Annotated in this window: 14 protein-coding genes, 2 rRNA genes and 1 riboswitch (1 of these 17 only partly in view); of the genes, 14 read left to right on the forward strand and 2 right to left on the reverse strand. The window is 71.3% G+C overall.

Annotation, left to right across the window (positions count from 1 at the left end; genetic code table 11):
* From RMN57_RS31490 to RMN57_RS31550, 13 genes are all read left to right on the forward strand, one after another.
* Nucleotides 1–1,238, forward strand: a 23S ribosomal RNA gene (locus tag RMN57_RS31490); it begins 1,880 nt to the left of the window's first position.
* Between the two features lie 78 nt (nt 1,239–1,316).
* A 5S ribosomal RNA gene (gene rrf, locus RMN57_RS31495) occupies nt 1,317–1,433 on the forward strand.
* Between the two features lie 104 nt (nt 1,434–1,537).
* On the forward strand, nt 1,538–2,158 hold the full coding sequence (locus RMN57_RS31500) for a CDP-alcohol phosphatidyltransferase family protein (protein WP_313766686.1): 621 nt from the start codon (nt 1,538–1,540) through the stop codon (nt 2,156–2,158).
* A 123-nt stretch (nt 2,159–2,281) separates the two neighbouring features.
* Nucleotides 2,282–4,777: a mannose-1-phosphate guanyltransferase gene (locus tag RMN57_RS31505; protein ID WP_313766687.1), complete on the forward strand. Its 2,496-nt coding sequence runs from the start codon at nt 2,282–2,284 to the stop codon at nt 4,775–4,777.
* A 224-nt stretch (nt 4,778–5,001) separates the two neighbouring features.
* The gene (locus RMN57_RS31510; protein ID WP_313766688.1) at nt 5,002–6,132 is read left to right on the forward strand and encodes a DUF881 domain-containing protein; all 1,131 of its coding nucleotides are present in this window, start codon (nt 5,002–5,004) and stop codon (nt 6,130–6,132) included.
* Entirely contained in the window at nt 6,129–6,461 is a 333-nt protein-coding gene (locus tag RMN57_RS31515; RefSeq protein WP_030062488.1) for a small basic family protein, read from the forward strand. The genes RMN57_RS31510 and RMN57_RS31515 overlap by 4 nt, the downstream gene beginning before the upstream one ends.
* A gap of 37 nt (nt 6,462–6,498) precedes the next feature.
* A complete protein-coding gene (locus tag RMN57_RS37140; RefSeq protein WP_380235658.1) occupies nt 6,499–7,854 on the forward strand; it encodes a DUF881 domain-containing protein in 1,356 nt (451 codons plus the stop codon).
* A gap of 553 nt (nt 7,855–8,407) precedes the next feature.
* On the forward strand, nt 8,408–8,950 hold the full coding sequence (locus tag RMN57_RS31525) for an FHA domain-containing protein (protein WP_313766689.1): 543 nt from the start codon (nt 8,408–8,410) through the stop codon (nt 8,948–8,950).
* A 185-nt stretch (nt 8,951–9,135) separates the two neighbouring features.
* Nucleotides 9,136–9,828: a MerR family transcriptional regulator gene (locus RMN57_RS31530; RefSeq protein WP_380235664.1), complete on the forward strand. Its 693-nt coding sequence runs from the start codon at nt 9,136–9,138 to the stop codon at nt 9,826–9,828.
* Nucleotides 9,829–9,902: 74 nt separating this feature from the next.
* On the forward strand, nt 9,903–10,379 hold the full coding sequence (locus RMN57_RS31535) for a bifunctional nuclease family protein (protein WP_148641491.1): 477 nt from the start codon (nt 9,903–9,905) through the stop codon (nt 10,377–10,379).
* Between the two features lie 268 nt (nt 10,380–10,647).
* Nucleotides 10,648–11,307 carry a MerR family transcriptional regulator gene (locus tag RMN57_RS31540; RefSeq protein WP_313766690.1) on the forward strand — a complete coding sequence of 220 codons (660 nt, stop codon included), beginning with the start codon at nt 10,648–10,650 and terminating at the stop codon, nt 11,305–11,307.
* A gap of 155 nt (nt 11,308–11,462) precedes the next feature.
* Nucleotides 11,463–12,173 carry an ElyC/SanA/YdcF family protein gene (locus RMN57_RS31545; protein WP_313766691.1) on the forward strand — a complete coding sequence of 237 codons (711 nt, stop codon included), beginning with the start codon at nt 11,463–11,465 and terminating at the stop codon, nt 12,171–12,173.
* Nucleotides 12,174–12,282: 109 nt separating this feature from the next.
* On the forward strand, nt 12,283–13,851 hold the full coding sequence (locus RMN57_RS31550; protein WP_313766692.1) for a DNA polymerase IV: 1,569 nt from the start codon (nt 12,283–12,285) through the stop codon (nt 13,849–13,851).
* A 152-nt stretch (nt 13,852–14,003) separates the two neighbouring features.
* Here the strand turns inward: RMN57_RS31550 and RMN57_RS31555 are convergent, their stop codons facing one another.
* Nucleotides 14,004–15,494 (reverse strand): MFS transporter, encoded by a 1,491-nt coding sequence (locus RMN57_RS31555; protein ID WP_313766693.1) that lies wholly within the window; start codon nt 15,492–15,494, stop codon nt 14,004–14,006.
* A 154-nt stretch (nt 15,495–15,648) separates the two neighbouring features.
* Nucleotides 15,649–16,911, reverse strand: coding sequence for a PRC and DUF2382 domain-containing protein (locus RMN57_RS31560; protein WP_313766694.1), 1,263 nt, complete (start codon nt 16,909–16,911; stop codon nt 15,649–15,651).
* Between the two features lie 224 nt (nt 16,912–17,135).
* Nucleotides 17,136–17,239: riboswitch (glycine riboswitch) on the forward strand.
* A gap of 238 nt (nt 17,240–17,477) precedes the next feature.
* On the opposite strand from RMN57_RS31560, the gene gcvP reads away from it, so the two are divergent.
* Complete coding sequence (gcvP, locus tag RMN57_RS31565) at nt 17,478–20,378, forward strand: aminomethyl-transferring glycine dehydrogenase (RefSeq protein ID WP_313766695.1); 2,901 nt, start codon at nt 17,478–17,480, stop codon at nt 20,376–20,378.
* Nucleotides 20,379–20,475 lie beyond the last annotated feature (97 nt).

Consider the following 20,475-nt stretch of genomic DNA (forward strand, 5'->3'; position numbering starts at 1 on the left):
ACTCGGCAAAATGCCCCCGTAACTTCGGGAGAAGGGGGCCATTCCTGGTGACGAGTCTTGCACTCCGAGCTGGGGGTGGCCGCAGAGACCAGCGAGAAGCGACTGTTTACTAAAAACACAGGTCCGTGCGAAGCCGTAAGGCGATGTATACGGACTGACGCCTGCCCGGTGCTGGAACGTTAAGGGGACCGGTTAGCTCCATTTCGGTGGGGCGAAGCTGAGAACTTAAGCGCCAGTAAACGGCGGTGGTAACTATAACCATCCTAAGGTAGCGAAATTCCTTGTCGGGTAAGTTCCGACCTGCACGAATGGCGTAACGACTTCTCGACTGTCTCAACCATAGGCCCGGTGAAATTGCATTACGAGTAAAGATGCTCGTTTCGCGCAGCAGGACGGAAAGACCCCGGGACCTTTACTATAGCTTGATATTGGTGTTCGGTTCGGCTTGTGTAGGATAGGTGGGAGACTTTGAAGCAGCAACGCCAGTTGTTGTGGAGTCGTCGTTGAAATACCACTCTGGTCGTGCTGGATGTCTAACCTGGGTCCGTGATCCGGATCAGGGACAGTGTCTGGTGGGTAGTTTAACTGGGGCGGTTGCCTCCTAAAGGGTAACGGAGGCGCCCAAAGGTTCCCTCAGCCTGGTTGGCAATCAGGTGTTGAGTGTAAGTGCACAAGGGAGCTTGACTGTGAGACTGACGGGTCGAGCAGGTACGAAAGTAGGGACTAGTGATCCGGCGGTGGCTTGTGGAAGCGCCGTCGCTCAACGGATAAAAGGTACCCCGGGGATAACAGGCTGATCTTCCCCAAGAGTCCATATCGACGGGATGGTTTGGCACCTCGATGTCGGCTCGTCGCATCCTGGGGCTGGAGTAGGTCCCAAGGGTTGGGCTGTTCGCCCATTAAAGCGGTACGCGAGCTGGGTTTAGAACGTCGTGAGACAGTTCGGTCCCTATCCGCTGTGCGCGTAGGAGTGTTGAGAAGGGCTGTCCCTAGTACGAGAGGACCGGGACGGACGAACCTCTGGTGTGCCAGTTGTTCTGCCAAGGGCATGGCTGGTTGGCTACGTTCGGGAGGGATAACCGCTGAAAGCATCTAAGCGGGAAGCCTGCTTCGAGATGAGCACTCCCACCTCCTTGAGAGGGTAAGGCTCCCAGTAGACGACTGGGTTGATAGGCCGGATATGGAAGCCCTGTGAGGGGTGGAGTTGACCGGTACTAATAGGCCGAGGGCTTGTCCTCAGTTGCTCGCGTCCACTGTGTTGTTCTGAAACAACGACCCCCATCGATACGGGTGGGTGGCAGATAGTTTCATAGTGTTTCGGTGGTCATAGCGTGAGGGAAACGCCCGGTTACATTCCGAACCCGGAAGCTAAGCCTCACAGCGCCGATGGTACTGCAGGGGGGACCCTGTGGGAGAGTAGGACGCCGCCGAACAATTCTTCGAGAGAAGCCCCCGCCGGGGAACCGGACGGGGGCTTCTCTGTTGTAAGGTCAACGTGCAAACGTGCACGGTCGTCACACGTACAGGAGGCCCCCGGGTGGAGGTCCAGGAGACGCAGGTCCAGACGGATCGCGTCCTCACCATCCCCAACCTGCTGAGCATGGGCCGGCTGGTCGGCGTTCCGCTCTTCCTCTGGCTGATTCTCTGGCCGGTGTTCGGCGGGCCGAACAATGACGGGTGGGCGCTGCTGATCCTGATGCTGAGCGGCATCAGCGACTACCTCGACGGGAAGCTCGCCCGCCGGTGGGGGCAGATCAGCCGGGTCGGCCAGCTGCTCGATCCGCTGGCGGACCGGCTCTACGTCCTGTCGACGCTCCTCGGCCTGACCTGGCGTGAGATCCTGCCGTGGTGGCTCACGGCGATCCTGCTGGCCCGTGAGCTCTTTATCGCGGCGCTCCTGCCGATTCTCAACCGGCACGGCTACGGGCCGTTGCAGGTGAGTTTCCTGGGGAAGGCCGCGACATTCAATCTGATGTACGCGTTTCCGCTTCTGCTGCTCGGCACCGGGGACAGCTGGATCGCGCAGCCGGCGGAGATTGTGAGCTGGGCCTTCATCTGGTGGGGCACCACGCTCTACTGGTGGGCCGGGATTCTGTACGCGATCCAGGTGCGGCAGATCATCCGCGGTGCCGCGGCCTCCTCCGCGTCCACAGTCTGAGACGTGATCTGAGAGAAGTCCCACGACGACACGGTGAGTCGGACGATATCTTCCGGGTAGACACCCCCTGGAACGGTTTGATGGACCTGCAGGTCCACCACCGCGAAGGAGGACGCACCCGTAATGAAAGCCGTAGTAATGGCAGGGGGCGAAGGCACCCGACTCCGCCCGATGACCTCCAGCATGCCGAAGCCGCTGCTTCCGGTGGCCAACCGGCCGATCATGGAGCACGTGCTTCGGCTGCTGAAGCGGCACGGTCTCTCCGACACCGTCGTTACCGTCCAGTTCCTGGCCTCCCTGGTCAAGAACTACTTCGGCGACGGCGAAGAGCTGGGTATGAACCTCACCTATGCCAACGAGGAGACGCCCCTGGGCACTGCGGGGAGTGTCAAGAACGCCGAGGACGCGCTCAAGGACGACTCCTTTCTGGTGATCTCCGGTGACGCGCTGACCGACTTCAATCTCTCGGAATTGATCGAGTTTCACCGCAGTAAGAACGCACTGGTCACGGTCTGTCTCACCCGTGTGCCGAATCCCCTGGAGTTCGGCATCACGATCACCGACGACGAGGGGCGGGTCGAGCGCTTCCTGGAGAAGCCGACCTGGGGGCAGGTCTTCTCGGACACGGTCAACACCGGTATCTACGTGATGGAACCCGAGGTCTTCGGCTACGTGGCGGCCGGCGAGTCCGTCGACTGGTCGAGCGATGTGTTCCCGCAGCTGCTCAAGGAGGGCAAGCGGGTCTACGGCTACGTGGCCGAGGGCTACTGGGAGGACGTGGGCACGCACGAGAGCTACGGCAAGGCCCAGGCGGACGTCCTGGAGGGCAAGGTCGACGTCGAGCTCGACGGCTTCGAGATCTCACCGGGCGTCTGGGTGGCCGAGGGCGCCGAGGTCGACCCGGAGGCGGTCCTCCGCGGGCCGCTGTACATCGGGGACTACGCCAAGGTCGAGGCCGGCGTGGAGATCCGCGAGCACACCGTGCTCGGCAGCAACGTGGTCGTCAAGCGCGGGGCGTTCCTGCACAAGGCGGTCGTCCACGACAACGTCTACGTCGGGCCGCAGAGCAATCTTCGGGGCTGCGTGGTCGGCAAGAACACCGACGTCATGCGGGCCGCGCGGATCGAGGACGGCGCGGTGATCGGGGACGAGTGCCTGGTCGGCGAGGAGTCGATCATCGCGGCCAACGTCCGGGTGTACCCGTTCAAGACCATCGAGGCCGGCGCGGTCGTCAACACCTCGGTCATCTGGGAGTCCCGCGGTCAGGAGCACCTGTTCGGGGTCCGCGGCGTCTCGGGCATCCTGAACGTGGAGATCACCCCCGAGCTGGCCGTGCGGCTGGCCGGCGCGTACGCCACCACGCTGAAGAAGGGTGCCACCGTCACCATCGCGCGTGACCACTCACGTGGTGCGCGTGCGCTCAAACGGGCGATGATCTCGGCGCTGCAGACCAGCGCGATCGACGTGCGCGACCTGGAGAACGTGCCGATGCCGGTGGCGCGCCAGCACACGGCGCGCGGGAGCGCCGGCGGGATCTTCCTGCGGACCACGCCCGGGGTGCCGGACTCGCTGGACATCCTGTTCTTCGACGAGCGCGGCGCCGACCTCTCCCAGGCCGGACAGCGCAAGCTGGACCGGGTCTACGCACGCCAGGAGTACCGGCGCGCGTTCCCGGGCGAGATCGGGGACCTGACCTTCCCGTCGAGCGTCTTCGACTCCTACGCCGGCAACCTGCTGCGGGCGGTGGACACCACCGGCGTCCGCGAGGCGGGCCTGAAGGTGGTCGTGGACACCGCGCACGGCAGCGCGGGGCTCGTTCTCCCGAGCATCCTCGGCCGGCTCGGGGTGGAGGCCCTGACGGTCTCCAGCGGGCTGGACGAGGCGCGGCCCACCGAGGACGCGGAGGAGCGCCGAGCCGGCCTGGCCAGGCTCGGCGAGCTGGTGGCGTCCTCCCGGGCGGCGTTCGGCGTCCGCTTCGACCCGGTGGGCGAGCGGGTGGCCTTCGTGGACGAGCTGGGCCGGGTGATCGACGACGACCGGGCGCTGCTGGTGCTGCTCGACCTGGTCGCGGCAGAGCGCCGGAGCGGGCAGGTGGCGCTCCCGGTCACCACGACCCGGATCGCCGAGCAGGTCGCCGCGTACCACGGCACCCAGGTCATCTGGACCACGACCACGCCGGACGACCTGGCCAAGGCGGCCTCCGCCGAGGGAACGGTGTTCGGCGGGGACGGGCGCGGCGGTTTCGTCGTCCCGGAGTTCAGCGGGGTGCTGGACGGGGCCGCGGCCTTCGTCCGGCTGGTCGGGCTGGTGGCCCGGACGCAGCTCACGCTGAGCCAGATCGACGCGCGGATCCCCCAGGCGCACATCCGCCGGCGGGACATCGCGACGCCGTGGGCCGCGAAGGGCATGGTCATGCGCTCGGTGGTGGAGGCCGCCGGGAACCGGCGGCTGGACACGACCGACGGCGTCCGGGTGGTCGAGGCGGACGGGCGGTGGACGCTGGTGCTGCCCGACCCGGCCGAGGCGACCACCCACCTCTGGGCCGAGGGTCCGGACGACGAGGCGACCGAGGCCCTGCTCGACGAGTGGGCGGCGGTGGTCGACAGCGCCGGGCGGTGACGACCTGACCACGGCCGCGGCCGCGGCCGCGGTGCCGGGTGCCGGGTGGCACTGACCGGCGCCGCGGTGCGGGGACGGGACGCGGACGGCGGGGCGGGCGGCAGGGATGCCGTACCGCCCCGTTGTCCGTTCTGTCGCCCTTGATGGCGGTCTGCGGCTTCTGGGGGGTTCCCACCTCAGGGGGCGTGCACGGGCCCCTCCGCCGACGTGGGACGATGGTCCGCATGCCAGCGACGCCGACGCCGAGTGCCAGCAACGGACGGTTCAACCGTCCGGACGCCTCGATGTCCCTGCTGACCAACGTGATGGACCACAGTCTGGACGAGGGTTATGCCGAGGCGGCCGCGGCGAGGGGTGGGGACCACGACAGCCGGATACCCGGCACCGCCCGGGGTCTCCTGACCCTGGGCGCGGGCCTCGCCCTGGTGGGGGCGGTCCTGACGGTGGGCGCGGTGAACGCGCACAAGGCGGCGCCGACGCTGGCCAAGGAGCGCGACGCGCTGATCCACCGGGTCAATGACAGCAACGGCTCGGCGGACCGGCTGCAACAGCAGGTCCAGGACCTGCGACGGAAGGTCGACAGCGCCCAGCAGCAGGCGCTGGCCCCGGGGGAGGGCGATCCGGCCGCCCTGGCGGGGGCGGTCGGCCTCGGCGAGGTGACCGGCCCGGGTGTCCGGCTGGTCCTGGAGGACGCCGCCGGGACCGGCGCCGGCGGAAACGTCGATCCACGGGCAGGCCAGGGCTTCTCCAACAGCGGCCGGCTGCGTGACCGCGATCTGCAACTGGTGGTGAACGGGCTCTGGGAGTCCGGTGCGGAGGCCGTTTCGATCAACGGCCAGCGGCTGACCGCGCTCTCGGCGATCCGCGCCGCGGGTGAGGCGGTGCTGGTGGACAACCGGCCGCTGGTCCCGCCGTACACCGTGCAGGCGCTCGGCGACGGTCCGAAGCTGGTCGGTGCGTTCGAGAGCCACATGGCGGGCCAGTACCTGCGTCTGCTGCAGGAGAAGTACGGCATCAAGTCGACGATCTCGGCGCAGAAGAGTCTGACGCTGCCCGCCGCGGTGGGTGTGACCCTGCGGACCGCGCAGCCGGCCACGCCGGAGCCCACGCCGACGGCGGGCCCCGGTGCCGGCCAGAGCGCGAGCCCGTCCGCGGCTGCGAGCCAGTCCCCGAGCCCCACGGCCTCCGGCAGCCGGTCGGCGAGCCCCTCCACGAGCCCGTCGGCGGCGCCGAGCACGTCCTCCTCCGGGAAACGCCCCTCGGGCGGTTCCACCAAGACCACGACAACCCACTCGTCGACGGCGCCCGCGAGCGGGTCGCCCTCCTCCGCAGGGACAGGAGCAGCTAGACCGTGATTGCCGTACTGGGTCTCGTGATCGGGGTGGTCGTCGGGCTCTTCGTCCAGCCCGAGGTGCCGGACGCCGTCGTGCCGTACCTGCCGATCGCGGTGGTGGCGGCGCTGGACGCCGTGTTCGGCGGTGTCCGGGCGATGCTGGACGGGATCTTCAACGACAAGGTGTTCATCGTCTCGTTCCTGTCGAACGTGGTGGTCGCGGCACTGATCGTCTTCCTCGGGGACCAGCTGGGCGTCGGTTCCCAGCTCTCTACCGGCGTGGTCGTCGTGCTCGGCATCCGCATCTTCTCCAACGCCGCAGCGATCAGGCGCCATGTCTTCCGCGCCTGAGCCGGGCCGCGGGCCGGCCGCCGCAAGGAGGCCGGACGTGGAGACGGAGGACGCGGCGAAGGCCGGGAGGACGGTGGCCGGAACGACGGTGGACGGACAGGCGGGAGAGGTCGTGCGTGAGGACGGCGACGCGGAGCGCGGGATGGCTCCGTGCGGGACGGCTCCGCGCGGTACGGCGCCGGATCCGGTGAAGCCGCTCCCGAAGCCGGCCGAGCCGACGGTCGAACCCGTGGTCGAGCCGACGGCCGAGCCGGTGGTCGAAGCGGCGGAGTCGGCCGAGCCGGCCGAGACCGGAAGGACCACCGAGAAGGCCGTGGAATCCGGGAGGGCCGAGCTGCCCGCCCCGGGCGTGCCGGTGAAGCGTCCGGAGCCGGCGGCGGCGAAGGAGTCGCCGGCCGCTCAGGAACCGGCAGCGCAGGAGCCGGCCGCCGAAGCGCGGGCCGAGGACATACCGGCCGAGAACGGCGAGGCCGCCGAGGCGACCGAGGCCGCGCAGGCCGAGGAGCAGGCCGACCAGGCCGTGACCGAGCCTGTCGCAGAGCCGGCGGAGAAGCCCGAGGCGGAGGGCGGGCCGTCGGACCCGGAGCCGGCGCGCGCACCCGAGGCCGCCCCTGCACAGCCCGGGCCGGCGACGCCCGCCCCATCGGCCACTCCCGCCGTCGACCGTGGCGCGGGACGCCGCCGGCTGAAGGCGGTGCTCTGGCCGCCGCGGCTCTCCCGCGGCCAGCTGGTGGTGGCGCTGCTGCTGTTCTCCCTCGGTCTGGCCCTGGCGATCCAGGTCCGCTCGACCAACGACCACCACAGCCAGCTGCGCGGCGCACGTCAGGAGGACTTGGTCCGGATTCTCGACGAACTGGACAGCCGTCAGCAGCGTCTCCAACAGGAGAAGGCGGAGCTTGAGCAGTCCCTGGCCAAGTTGGAGAACAGTTCCAACCAGGCCAAGGAGGCCCAGGAACAGACCAGGAAGAAGGTGACGGAGCTCGGCGTGCTCGCCGGCACCGTCAAAGCCACTGGTCCGGGCATCGTACTGACGGTCGATGATCCCCAAGGGCAGGTGAAGGCGGATATGCTGCTGGACACCCTGCAGGAACTCCGAGCAGCGGGGGCGGAGGCGATTCAGATCAACGATGTGCGCGTGGTGGTCAACACCTACTTCACGGACGTGTCCGGCGGCGGCGTGCTGATCGACGGGAAGAAGGTCTCGCAGCCGTACCGCTTCACCGTCGTGGGGAACCCGCAGGACCTCACACCCGCGCTGAACATCCCGGGAGGTGTCGTCCGTACCTTGGAGAGTCACCAGGCACGGGCCACCATCTCCCAACAGCAGAAGGTCGTCGTCGACGCCCTCGTCGATCTGAAGACGCCGCAGTACGCCAAGCCGGCTCCGAAGTGACGGGGCGCCTGCCGCACGGTCCGTCACCTGCGGGCGGCCCCCGGTGCGGGGTGCCGCCGTCGGGTGGGCGAGACTGGTCCACACCAGCACATGTCGGAGCACCACACGTCGGAGTACCACTCCAGCCGGCCCGATCGCAGACCGGGCCCGCAGCCTGTCCGAGGTTCTCACCCTGCCCCGCGGGCGGGTCTGTCACACGCAAGGGGATTCGCCCGTGAGTTTCTTCTCGAAGTTGTTCGGTCGTAGCAAGGACCGTGACGCAGCCGCCGTCGAGGCGCCCACCGCGCGGCACCGCCGTGCCGACGAGGAGCCCGCCGTGCCGGGCATGCGACCCGCCCCCGAGGGGGTGGAGTACGCCGAGCGCCCGCTCTTCCGTGAGGGCGGGGGCCAGCAGTTCGCCGGGAATCCGGCGGGCTACGGCGCGTCGGTTGACCCCTCCGGCGACCCGCGCATAGGTTTCCAGTCAGGACCCTCAATCTCTGGTGGAGGGTTTGCCCCGGACCCGTACGCCGGGCACAACCCGTCGGGTGTGCCTCGCCAGGAGGCTGTGAACATGGCTGGCCCCACTCCGTGCCCCCGGTGCGGTAACCCGAACCCGGCGTCGGCCCGCTTCTGCTCCAACTGCGGTACGGCCCTGCGCGGTGGCGCGCTGCCCGAGGGGGCGGTGGAGACCACGTCGACCATCTCGATCTCCGGCCTGGAGTCCTACGACCCGAACACCACGACCGGGACCGGCACGCCGGCCCTGTCGGCCGAGGTGCTGTCGGCGATCGACGCTCTGCCCCCGGGCTCGGCCCTGCTGATCGTCCAGCGCGGCCCGAACTCCGGCAGCCGCTTCCTGCTGGACTCGGACAAGACCACGGCCGGTCGCCACCCGCAGGGCGACATCTTCCTGGACGACGTCACGGTCTCCCGCAAGCACGTGGAGTTCCGCCGCACGCCGGGCGGCGGCTTCACCGTCGCGGACGTGGGCAGCCTCAACGGCACCTACGTCAACCGCGAGCGGATCGACGAGGTGCCGCTGAACAACGGCGACGAGGTGCAGATCGGGAAGTACCGGCTGGTGTTCTTCGCCAGCCACAACCGGGGGTACTGAACCCAACTTCGGCAGGAGCCCGAGTGAGCACGAATACCCCTTCCTCTCCGCTCGGGGCGGCCGCCCCCGCACCCTCCGGTCCGCAGACGGACCAGAGCACGTGGGGGGCGGTCGCGGCCCCCAGGCAGCCGGTCCGCCCGGACCGGCCGGCCGGGGGCGGCCGCCGGCGCGGCGGCGACGAGCTGCTGAGCATCGGTGCGGTGCTGACCTTCCTGCGGGACGACTTCCCCGAGGTCACCATCTCGAAGATCCGCTTCCTGGAGGCCGAAGGCCTGGTGGAGCCGCAGCGCACGCCCTCGGGGTACCGCAAGTTCAGCCCGGCCGACGTCGAGCGGCTGGCCTACGTCCTGCGGATGCAGCGTGACCACTACCTGCCGCTGCGGGTGATCCGCGAACACCTGGACGCCATCGAGCGGGGCGAGAGCCCGCCGGCGCTGCCGGCCGCCGAAAGCCGCCCGGGACCGCTGGAGGAGGCGGACCGCGAGCTGGTGGCGACCGCGGAGGCCTCCACCGGGGTCCGGCTGGGCCGGGCCGAGCTGCTGGCCGCGGCCGAGGCCGGCGAGGGCGAGCTGGCCGAGTGGGAGTCGTACGGGCTGGTCGCGCCCGGGCCGGACGGCGGCTACGACGGCGAGGCGCTGCAGGTCGCCCGGCTGGTCGCGGAGCTCGGCCGGTACGGGCTGGAGCCGCGCCACCTGCGGGCCATGAAGGCCGCCGCCGACCGCGAGATCGCGTTGGTCGAGCAGGTCGTGGCGCCGCTGCGCCGGCACCGGAACCCGCAGACCAGGGCGCACGCCGAGGCCACGGCACGGGAGCTCGCGACGCTCTCGGTGCGGCTGCACGCGGCCATGGTCCAGGCCGGTCTGCGTACCCGCGCGTGACGACTCCGGGCCGCTGACCAGCGCCGTCGGCTCTGCGCTTTCATATCCGGGGCGCGGGCCATAGGGTTGCCTGTGTGAATGAGCTCGACGTCGTGGGTGTCCGGGTGGAGATGCCTTCCAACCAGCCGATCGTGCTGCTGCGGGAGGTCGGGGGCGATCGCTACCTGCCGATTTGGATCGGCCCCGGCGAGGCGACCGCGATCGCCTTCGCCCAGCAGGGCATGACGCCGGTGCGCCCGCTGACGCACGACCTCTTCAAGGACGTCCTGGAGGCGCTCGGCCAGCAGCTCACCGAGGTGCGGATCACCGATCTGCGGGAGGGCGTGTTCTACGCGGAGCTGGTCTTCGCCGGCGGGGTGGAGGTCAGCGCACGGCCGTCCGACGCGATAGCGCTGGCGCTTCGCACGGGCACGCCGATCTACGGGAGCGAGGAGGTGCTCGCCGAGGCGGGCATCGCGATCCCGGACGAGCAGGAGGACGAGGTGGAGAAGTTCCGCGAGTTCCTCGACCAGGTCTCGCCGGAGGACTTCGGCGGCGGCGCGCCGCAGTAGCCCGATCCGGTGATTCCCGCCCGGCCGCCGCTGCGTGCGGCAAGCAGCCGGGCCGATAGGACGTACTCGTTTGGTCGTTTTGCCAAATAGCGTCCGCCTACCCACACTAGGGGCACGAAAAACCACTCTCCTGAGCGATGGGGTTTCCCCGGCCCGGCGTGGCGATCGTTGACGGGTCATGGGCGACTGCCTACCGTCAGGAGTGGCTGTCCGGGTGCCTGTCGCCCGCAGTCTGGGTTGCCCGCAGCACGAGTGGACGGAGGTAGGCATGACCGGCACCGGCGATGACGCGGCCGTGGGAGGCCTGTGTGCCGTGCACATGCCGCGCACCGGCCGTACCGTGTCGGACCTGCCCCGGACGGAGCTGCCCCGCATGGGCCGGTTTCCGGCGGTCCAGCCGGGTCAGCCCGCCATCGAGCGGCTCGCCCCGACCTCGGAGCTGATCGGCTACCGCGGGCCTACGGCCTGCGCCGCGGCCGGGATCACCTACCGCCAGCTGGACTACTGGGCCCGGACGGGCCTGCTGGAGCCGAGCGTCCGCGCGGTCTACCCCGCGAGCAGCCACCGGTTGTACAGCTTCCGCGACGTCCTGCTGCTGAAGATCGTGAAGCGGCTCCTGGACGCCGGCGTGTCGCTGCAGAACATCCGGGTGGCGGTCGCCCACCTGCAGTCCGCCGAGGTCGGCGACCTGACCGGGCTGACGCTGATGTGCGACGGCGCCACGGTGTACGAGTGCACCACGCCGCAGCAGGTGGTCGACCTGCTGAAGGGCGGTCAGGGCGTGTTCGGCATCGCGGTCGGCGCGGTCTGGCAGGAGCTGGAGCTGGCCCTCGGGCGGCTGCACGCCGAGCGGACCGACACCGGCGAGACGCTGGTCGGGCACGACCCGGGCGACGAGCTGGCGCAGCGCCGCAACCGCGCGGTCTGACCGCCGGAGCCACCGAACGGAGGACGAGGCCGCGGGCCCGGACGGGGAACCGTCCGGGCCCGCGGCCTCGTCGTGCCTGGTGGAATCGAACAGGCCGGGCGCACCGGGGAACCGGCGCACCGAGCGGGGGAGGGAACGTGCGGGGCGGCTCGGGAATGATCGACCTGACGGTGCGGCGGGCGCGCCGGCTCGGGGTGCGGCTGCGGCAGCGGCGCACCCAGCGGCGGCTGTTCCAACTCGTCACCGCGGGCTGCGCGCTGGCGCTGGCGCCGAGCGCCTGGCTGTGGATCGCCGCGGGGGACCGGGTCGGCACGGTGGCGAGCGCGCCGAGCGCTCCGGTGGCGGTGGTGTTCGGCGCCGGGCTGTTCGACGGCAAGCCCTCGCCCTACCTGGCGCACCGGCTGGATGCGGCGGTCGACCTGTACCGGGCGCAGAAGGTGCAGGCGATCCTCGTCACCGGGGACAACGGGCGCGACAGCTACGACGAGACCGACGCGATGCGCGACTACCTGATCGAGCACGGCGTGCCGCGGATCCGGGTGGTCGGCGACTACGCGGGCTTCGACACCTGGGACTCCTGCACCCGGGCGCACCGGATCTTCGGTGTGGACCGGGCGGTGCTGGTGAGTCAGGACTTCCACGTCCGGCGGGCGCTGGCGCTCTGCGAGGCGGCCGGCATCGACTCGTACGCCGTCGGTGTGCCCGAGTGGCGTGACGCCACCTGGCTGTACGGCGGGGTGCGCGAGATCCCCGGGGCGGGCAAGGCGGCGCTGAACGTGCTGATGCGTCCGGACCCGCTCTTCCTCGGGCCCAAGGAGGAGGGCATCCCCCGCGCGCTGGCCGACGCGGCCGCGGCCCGACTGTAGCGCCCGGGCCGCCCGGCCGCCCGGGCGCCGGCGTGGGCGGTGGGCACGGCGCAGCCGTCGCGGGCCGCGGTTCGCACGGACTGTCGGACCCGTACGGCATGATCGGCAGGTGCGGTCGCTGCCGAGCATCATCCACCTCGACATGGACGCCTTCTTCGCGGCGGTGGAGCAGGCGGCCAAGCCGAGCCTGCGCGGGAAGCCGGTGATCGTCGGTGGCCTGGGCGGGCGCGGGGTCGTCTCGACGGCCTCGTACGAGGCGCGGCGGTTCGGGGTGCACTCGGCGATGCCGATGGCGCAGGCGCGCCGGTTCTGCCCGAACGCGGCCTTCCTGGCCGGGCGGTTCGAGGCCTACCGCCAGGTCAGCGAGATCGTGATGGGTCTGCTGCGGGAACTGTCGCCGCTGGTCCAGCCGCTCAGCCTGGACGAGGCGTTCGTCGACCTGGAGGCGGGCCCGTACGGGCCGGTGCTGGCGGAGGCGGACCACGGGACGGGGGAACGGCTGGTGCTGGCCCTCGCGGAGGACCTGCGGGCCGACATCGAGCGGCGCACCGGTCTGACCGCCTCGGTCGGGGCCGCCGGGTCCAAGCTGATGGCCAAGATCGCCTCCGAGCAGGCCAAGCCGGACGGGCTGGTGCTGATCGAGCCGGGGGAGGAGCGGGCGGTGCTCGGGCCGATGCCGGTGCGGGCCCTGCCGGGCATCGGCCCGGCCACCGAGCAGGTGCTGCGCCGCGCGGGGCTGAACACGGTGGCCGACCTCGCGGAGGCGGGGGAGGCCGAGCTGGTGCAGTTGCTGGGGCGGTCGCACGGTGTCGGCGTCCACCAGATGTCGATCGGGCTGGACGACCGGCCGGTGGTGGCCGACCAGGACGCGAAGTCGGTCTCGGTGGAGGACACCTTCGAGGTGGACCTCGCCGACCGTGAGCGGGTGCTGCGCGAGGTGGACGTGCTGGCCGCGCGGTGCGTGCGGCGGCTGCGGGCGGCCGGCCGGTCGGGGCGGACGGTGGTGCTGAAGGTCCGGCGCTTCGACTTCTCCACGCTGACCCGTTCGGAGACGCTGCGCGGTCCGACGGACGACGAGGCGGTGATCACGGAGACCGCGCGCCGGCTGGCCTCCCAGGTGGACATCACCGGCGGGGTGCGGCTGCTCGGCGTGGGGGTCTCCCAGCTGGCCGACTACACCCAGGAGGACCTCTTCGCCCAGGCGGAGCGGGAGGAGGCGGCCGCCGAGCAGCACCCGGCGCCGACCGGGGAGGAGCACGGGCCGGAGGTGGAGGAGGAGGCCGTGGTGCGGCACTGGATGCCCGGGCAGGACGTGCACCACGCCGAGTTCGGCCCCGGCTGGGTGCAGGGCAGCGGGGTCGGGCGGGTGACGGTGCGGTTCGAGACGCCGTGGAGCGGGCCCGGGCGGGTGCGGACCTTCGCGGTGGACGATCCGGTGCTGGAGCCGGCCCGGCCGCTCCCGCTGCGCCGGGGCGCGGGCTGGGGGGAGCCCGCCGGCGGTGAGCCCGAGGACGGCGGGGCCGGTGACCGCGCGGCCGGTGGGAACGGGGCCGGTGACAGCCGGCCCGGTGACGGCGGGACCGGTGAGGACGGGGCCGCCGAGCCGGGGGAGCGGCCCGGTCGCGAGGGCTCCGCCGGTGCGGATCCCGCCGGGCGGGACCCGGCCGCGGAGGGCTGAGGAGGGCTGAGGACGCGAAACGGCCCCACCCGGCAGGGGGGCCGGGTAGGGCCGTTCGCAGTGCCGGCCACGGCGGTCGTGATGCCCTCGTCGACCGTTCGGGGACCGGTTCCCCCGCGCCCTGTCCCTGAGCGCGGGGGGTGGACGCCTCGTCAGGCGTCGGTCTTGGCCAGCGCGGGGCTGGAACCGAGCTCCGCCGTCTTGCCGCCGTCGGTGACGGTGGCGGCGGGCTTGATCGTGCGGATCAGGAACGGCACGGCGCCGGCGACCGCGCAGACCGCGGCGGCGACCCAGAACGCGTGCTTGTAGGCGTCCAGGGTGGGCAGCGTGACGGGGATCGGGAGCTTCATGGTGTCACCGGTCAGGATGGCGGCCATGACCGCGGTGCCGATCGCGCCACCGACGGTGCGGAGCACGGCGTTCATGCCGTTGGCGATGCCGCTCTGCTCGACCGGGACGGCGCCGTTGATGTAGGCCGGCATGGCCGAGAAGGCGAGGCCGATGCCGAGGCCGAAGATCGCCGAGGCGGTGTAGATGTCGCCCTCGTGGCTGTGCCGCAGGGCCAGGTAGGCCATGGCGACGGCGCCGAGCACGCCGCCGAGGACCAGCGGCAGGCGCGGGCCGCGGCGGGCGATCAGCAGGGCGCCCAGCGGGGCGGCGACCATCGAGCCGATCGCGGAGGGCAGCAGCATGACGCCGGCGTGCAGCACGGTGGCGGTGAAGCCGTAGTGGGTGAGCTTCTCCGGGGTCTGGGCGAAGTTGCTGATCACCATGAACGAGCCGTACATGCCGAAGCCGATCAGCAGGCCGGCGAGGTTGGTGAAGGCGACGGCCGGGCGGGACATCATCTTCATGTCCACCAGCGGGTGCTTCACCTTGACCTCGATGACGCCCCAGACCAGGGCGACCACGGCGGCGACGGCGAACAGGCCGAGCGTCCGGGTGGAGGTCCAGCCCCAGTTGTTGCCCTGGCTGACCGCGACCAGCAGGGCGGAGAGCCAGCCGGCCAGGGTGATCGCGCCGAGCGGGTCGGCACCGCCGTCCTTGTCGGTGACCGGGTCGGTGGGCACCCGCAGGGCGACCAGGGCGACCGCGAGCAGGCCGAAGACCAGGCCCATCCAGAAGATCGACTTGTAGCTCCAGTGCTCCAGCAGGAGACCGGTGGCGACCAGGCCGAGGCCGCTGCCGACGCCCATCGAGGCGCTGATGGCGGCGACGCCGCCGGTGACCTTCTGCTTCGGCAGCTCGTCGCGGACGATGCTGATGGCCAGCGGGAGCACACCACCGCCGGCGCCCTGGAGGACGCGGGCGACGACCAGCCAGGTGAAGGAATGGGTGCTGACGGCCAGCGCGGAGCCGGCCACCAGGCCGGTCAGCGAGATCAGCAGCATCGGCTTGCGGCCGCGCAGGTCGCCGAACCGGCCCAGCAGGGGGGTGAGCACGGCGGCGGAGAGCAGGTTGGCCGTCATCAGCCAGGTGATGCTGGAGCCGGAGACGCTGAGTTCCTTGGCCAGCGAGGGCAGGATCGGGACGACCGCGGTCTGCACCACGCTGAACGACAGCATCGCCAGAATCAGGGCCGGCAGGACCCGGGCGCTGCTCTGCTTCTCGGCCGCGGTGGTGGGCTGGGGTGCCTCACTCACGGTTGCTTCCTCCCGTACATAGTGAATGAACTGAAGCAACCATGCCGGGAGATACTTCATTGTGTCAAATATCGATCGGTGAAGCTTTGGCAAAGTCGAAGGACCCCGGGCCGGGCCCGGGGTCCTTCGGACGGAGGGAGGAGGAGGAGAGAGGTCAGGCGAGCGGCCGCAGGGGGGCCGGGTGGGACGGTGCGTCGGGCGACGGGTGCTCGCCCGAGGCCGGGGTCGCCGACGCGGGTGCGGCGGAGTGGTCGGAGGCGCTGTGGTCGGAGACGTTGCGGTCGGAGGTGCCGCGGTCGGCCGCGGAGGCGGTGTCGTCCTGCACCTCGACCTGCTCGCGGCGCAGCTCGTCCCGGATCACCTCCTCGGTGGTGTACCGCTCCACCACCAGGCGCACCCGCTCGATCGGGGCCAGGTACTTGCGGACCACCGGCCTCTCCTCGCGGAGCGTCACCTCCTCCACCGCCTCGGCGATCTCCTTGTCGGTGAGCGCGGCCCGCTCCGCCTCGCCGACCGGCATGCGCTCGACCCGGACCCGCTCGCGCACCACCGGCACCCGGCGCTCCACCGGTTCGCTGGTGACGTACTTGCGCAGCTTCGCGGTGCCGAGCACGTGCCACTCGGTGGTGATGTCCAGCCGCTCCTCGCGGCAGGTGATCTCCACGGGGGCGGCGGGGGCCGTCGTGTCCGGGCCGGCCGCCGTCGTCGTCGTGACGGGCACGGCCGGGGCGGTCGGGACCGAGACCTGCGGACGCGGCTCGGGGGTCGCGGGTGCTGTCGGTGTCGCGGGTGTTGCCGGTGTCGCCGGTGTCGCCGGGGCGGCGGCCGGTGCGGTGCTGTCGAGGGTCCGCACGTGGGCCTCCGTGGCGGGTTCGGACGGCTTGCCGAGGTCGGCCGCCGGGGTGGTGTGGTGGGCGGGGGCGGCCGTGTCGGCCGAGTGGAGCGCGGACGGCTTGGTGGTGGCCGCGGCAGTGCCGGCGGCCGCGGCGGTACCGGTGGCCGCGGCGGTACCGGCGGCCGCGGCCGGGCCGGCGGGCACGGTGCCGAAGTCCAGGTCGGCGGGCTGCGAGCCGGAACCCGCGCCGTTCGACGGGCTGCCGTCCACCGGGGTGTCCAGCCCGTAGTAGCGGTACAGCTGGAGCTCCTGGGCCGGCGACAGGTGCTGGCCCACGCCGAAGTCCGGTGACTCCTTCACCAGCGACTTGTCGTACGGCACCCTCAGCTCGTCGCCGGAGAACTCGCTCGTGGTCAGGGGGACGAAGGCGTCCCGGCCGAAGATGCCGGTCCGGACGGCGGCCCACTCGGGCTGCCCGGTGGCGTCGTCCAGGTACACCTCGTCGACCGTGCCGATCTTGTCTCCGTTGCGGTCGACCGCCTTGTGGCCGATGAGGTCCCGGGGGTCGATATCGGTCTGCACTCTTTCCTCCAGTGCGCTGCGCCTGCGGAACTCCCGCGGGCCGGCGGCCGGCCCGCCCGTCCGACACCGCCACTTCACACCAAAAGCCATGAACCGGACGCCCGCGACCGGGGAACCGCCGGACGGGCCCCGTGCTGCTCCGTACGGGTCACCCGTGCGGCGGTCGAGTGACCCGGCACACCCGTGATCGAACGGCCTCCCGCTGGTACCCTGGGCGCGACCGCCGAGCCCGCTCGGGAGAGTCCCCGACATCGGAAGTCGCTGGTCGGGGCGCCGAAGGAGCAACTCCTCCCCGGAATCTCTCAGGCATCCGTACCGTGTGGGATAGGTCACTCTGGAAAGCAGGGCAGGACCGCCGGCGAGGGAGCCGACGGGAACCACCCTCACCGACGGTGCAAGCCGACGGGTCGCCCCCGCGCCCCGTGCGGGCGAAGCTCTCAGGTCCCGATGACAGAGGGGGAGGCCTGTCGGGTTCGCCCGTCCGGGCCGATCCGCTGTTGTCCGCAGCGGCGAAGCCGCCCGGCGTGCGTACCCCCGCCGGTCCGTGACCAGGAGGCCTCGACCACATGAACGCCCAGCCGAACGCGGGACGCCCCACCGGCGCCTCGACCCTCACCGAACTTGAGCTGGCCAGCCCCTTCGAGAACCGCCACATCGGCCCCGACGCCGCCGCGCAGGAGAAGATGCTGGCGCAGGTCGGCTACGGCTCGCTGGACGAGCTGGCCGCCACCGCCGTGCCCGAGGCGATCCGCTCCATCACCGGGCTGGACCTGCCCGCCGGCCGCAGCGAGGCCCAGGTCCTGGCCGAGCTGCGCGAGCTGGCCGGCCGCAACCAGGTGCTCCAGCCGATGATCGGTCTGGGCTACTACGGCACCTTCACCCCGCCGGTGGTCCTGCGCAACGTCCTGGAGAACCCGGCCTGGTACACCGCGTACACGCCGTACCAGCCGGAGATCTCGCAGGGCCGCCTGGAGGCGCTGCTCAACTTCCAGACCGTGGTCTCCGACCTGACCGGCCTGCCCACCTCCGGCTCCTCGCTGCTGGACGAGGGCACCGCGGCCGCCGAGGCCATGGCGCTGGCCCGCCGCGTCACCAAGGTCAAGGGCGGCGTCTTCCTGGTCGACGTCGAGACCCTGCCGCAGACCATCGCGGTGATCAACACCCGCGCCGTGCCGACCGGTGTCGAGGTCGTCGTCGCCGACCTGTCCGGGGGCATCCCGGCCGAGGTCGCCGAGCGCGGCGTCTTCGGCGTGCTGCTGCAGTACCCGGGTGCCACCGGTGTGGTCCGTGACCTCACCGCCGTCATCGAGCAGGCGCACGGCCTCGGTGCGGTCGTCGCCGTCGCCGCCGACCTGCTGGCGCTGACCCTGCTGAAGTCCCCGGGCTCGCTGGGCGCCGACATCGCCTGCGGCACCTCGCAGCGCTTCGGTGTGCCGATGGGCTTCGGCGGTCCGCACGCCGGCTACCTCTCGGTGCGCGCCGAGTACGCCCGTTCGCTCCCGGGCCGCCTGGTCGGCGTCTCGGTCGACGTCGACGGCAACCGCGCCTACCGCCTGGCGCTGCAGACCCGTGAGCAGCACATCCGCCGGGAGAAGGCCACCAGCAACATCTGCACCGCCCAGGTGCTGCTGGCCGTGATGGCCTCGATGTACGCCGTCTACCACGGCCCGGACGGTCTGGCCGACATCGCCCGCCGCACCCACCGCTACGCCGCCGCCCTCGCCGAGGGCCTGCGGGCCGGCGGCGTCGAGCTGCTGCACGGCGAGTTCTTCGACACCGTGACCGCGGTCGTCCCCGGCCGCGCCGCCGAGATCGCCGCCGCCGCGCGCGCCAACGGCATCAACGTGTACCAGGACGGCGAGGACCGGATCTCGGTCTCCACCGACGAGACCACCACCCGCGAGCACCTGGCGGGCGTCTGGGCCGCCTTCGGCGTCGAGGGCGTGGAGGTCGCGGAGAGCGCCGACGCGCTGCCGGCCGCGCTGCTGCGCGAGGACGAGTACCTGACCCACCCGGTCTTCCACAGCCACCGTTCCGAGACCGCCATGCTGCGCTACCTGCGCCGCCTGTCGGACCGCGACTACGCGCTGGACCGCGGCATGATCCCGCTGGGCTCCTGCACCATGAAGCTCAACGCGACCACCGAGATGGAGCCGGTGACCTGGCCGGAGTTCGGCCAGCTGCACCCGTTCGCACCGATCGACCAGGCGCAGGGCTTCCTGACCCTGATCCGCCAGCTGGAGCAGCAGCTGGTCGAGGTGACCGGCTACGACGCCGTCTCGATCCAGCCGAACGCCGGCTCCCAGGGCGAGCTGGCCGGCCTGCTGGCCGTCCGCGCCTACCACCACGCCAACGGCGACACCCAGCGCGACGTCTGCCTGATCCCGTCCTCCGCACACGGCACCAACGCCGCCTCCGCGGTGATGGCCGGCATGCGCGTGGTCGTGGTGAAGACCCTGGTCGACGGCGACGTCGACGTCGAGGACCTCAAGGCCAAGATCGAGCAGCACCGGGACAGCCTGTCGGTGCTGATGGTCACCTACCCGTCCACCCACGGCGTGTACGAGACCCAGATCACCGAGATCTGCGGCATGGTGCACGAGGCCGGCGGCCAGGTGTACGTCGACGGCGCCAACCTCAACGCCCTGGTCGGCCTGGCCAAGCCGGGCAAGTTCGGCGCGGACGTCTCGCACCTGAACCTGCACAAGACCTTCTGCATCCCGCACGGCGGCGGCGGCCCGGGCGTCGGCCCGGTCGCGGTGCGCGCGCACCTCGCGCCGTACCTGCCCAACCACCCGCTGCAGGAGGAGGCCGGCCCGGCCACCGGCGTCGGCCCGATCTCGGCCGCGCCGTGGGGCTCGGCGGCGATCCTGCCGATCTCCTGGGCGTACGTCCGGCTGATGGGCGGCGAGGGCCTCAAGCGCGCCACCCAGGTGGCGGTGCTGAACGCCAACTACATCGCCAAGCGCCTGGCCCCGCACTTCCCGGTGCTCTACACCGGCCCCGGCGGCCTGGTCGCGCACGAGTGCATCATCGACCTGCGCCCGCTCACCAAGGAGACCGGCGTGACGGTGGACGACATCGCCAAGCGCCTGATCGACTACGGCTTCCACGCGCCGACGATGTCCTTCCCGGTGGCCGGCACGCTGATGATCGAGCCGACCGAGTCCGAGGACCTGCACGAGATCGACCGGTTCTGCGACGCGATGATCGAGATCCGCGCCGAGATCGAGAAGGTCGGCTCGGGCGAGTGGGCGGCGGACGACAACCCGCTGCGCAACGCCCCGCACACCGCCGCCGCGCTGGCCGGCGACTGGGCGCACGGCTACAGCCGCCAGGAGGCCGTCTTCCCGGCGGGCGTGAACCCGGCGGACAAGTACTGGCCGCCGGTCAGCCGGATCGACGGCGCGTACGGCGACCGCAACCTGGTCTGCTCCTGCCCGCCACTGGACGAGTACGGCGTCTGACGTAGGACGGCGTCCGATCCCGGACGGGAGACGGCAGGGCCCCGGCGGAACGATCCGCCGGGGCCCTGCCCGTTGCTCCGTTCGTGTGGCGGCTGCC

The organism is Kitasatospora sp. CM 4170 (genome assembly GCF_032110285.1).
Lineage (GTDB): Bacteria > Actinomycetota > Actinomycetes > Streptomycetales > Streptomycetaceae > Kitasatospora > Kitasatospora aburaviensis.

Bases quoted from the DNA above. Each gene is read 5' to 3' on its own strand.
- RMN57_RS31510 (WP_313766688.1), top strand. From the start codon at position 5,002: ATGCCAGCGACGCCGACGCCGAGTGCCAGCAACGGACGGTTCAACCGT.
- RMN57_RS31540 (WP_313766690.1), top strand. From the start codon at position 10,648: ATGACCGGCACCGGCGATGACGCGGCCGTGGGAGGCCTGTGTGCCGTG.
- RMN57_RS31545 (WP_313766691.1), top strand. From the start codon at position 11,463: ATGATCGACCTGACGGTGCGGCGGGCGCGCCGGCTCGGGGTGCGGCTG.
- RMN57_RS31505 (WP_313766687.1), top strand. From the start codon at position 2,282: ATGAAAGCCGTAGTAATGGCAGGGGGCGAAGGCACCCGACTCCGCCCG.
- gcvP (WP_313766695.1), top strand. From the start codon at position 17,478: ATGAACGCCCAGCCGAACGCGGGACGCCCCACCGGCGCCTCGACCCTC.
- RMN57_RS31525 (WP_313766689.1), top strand. From the start codon at position 8,408: ATGGCTGGCCCCACTCCGTGCCCCCGGTGCGGTAACCCGAACCCGGCG.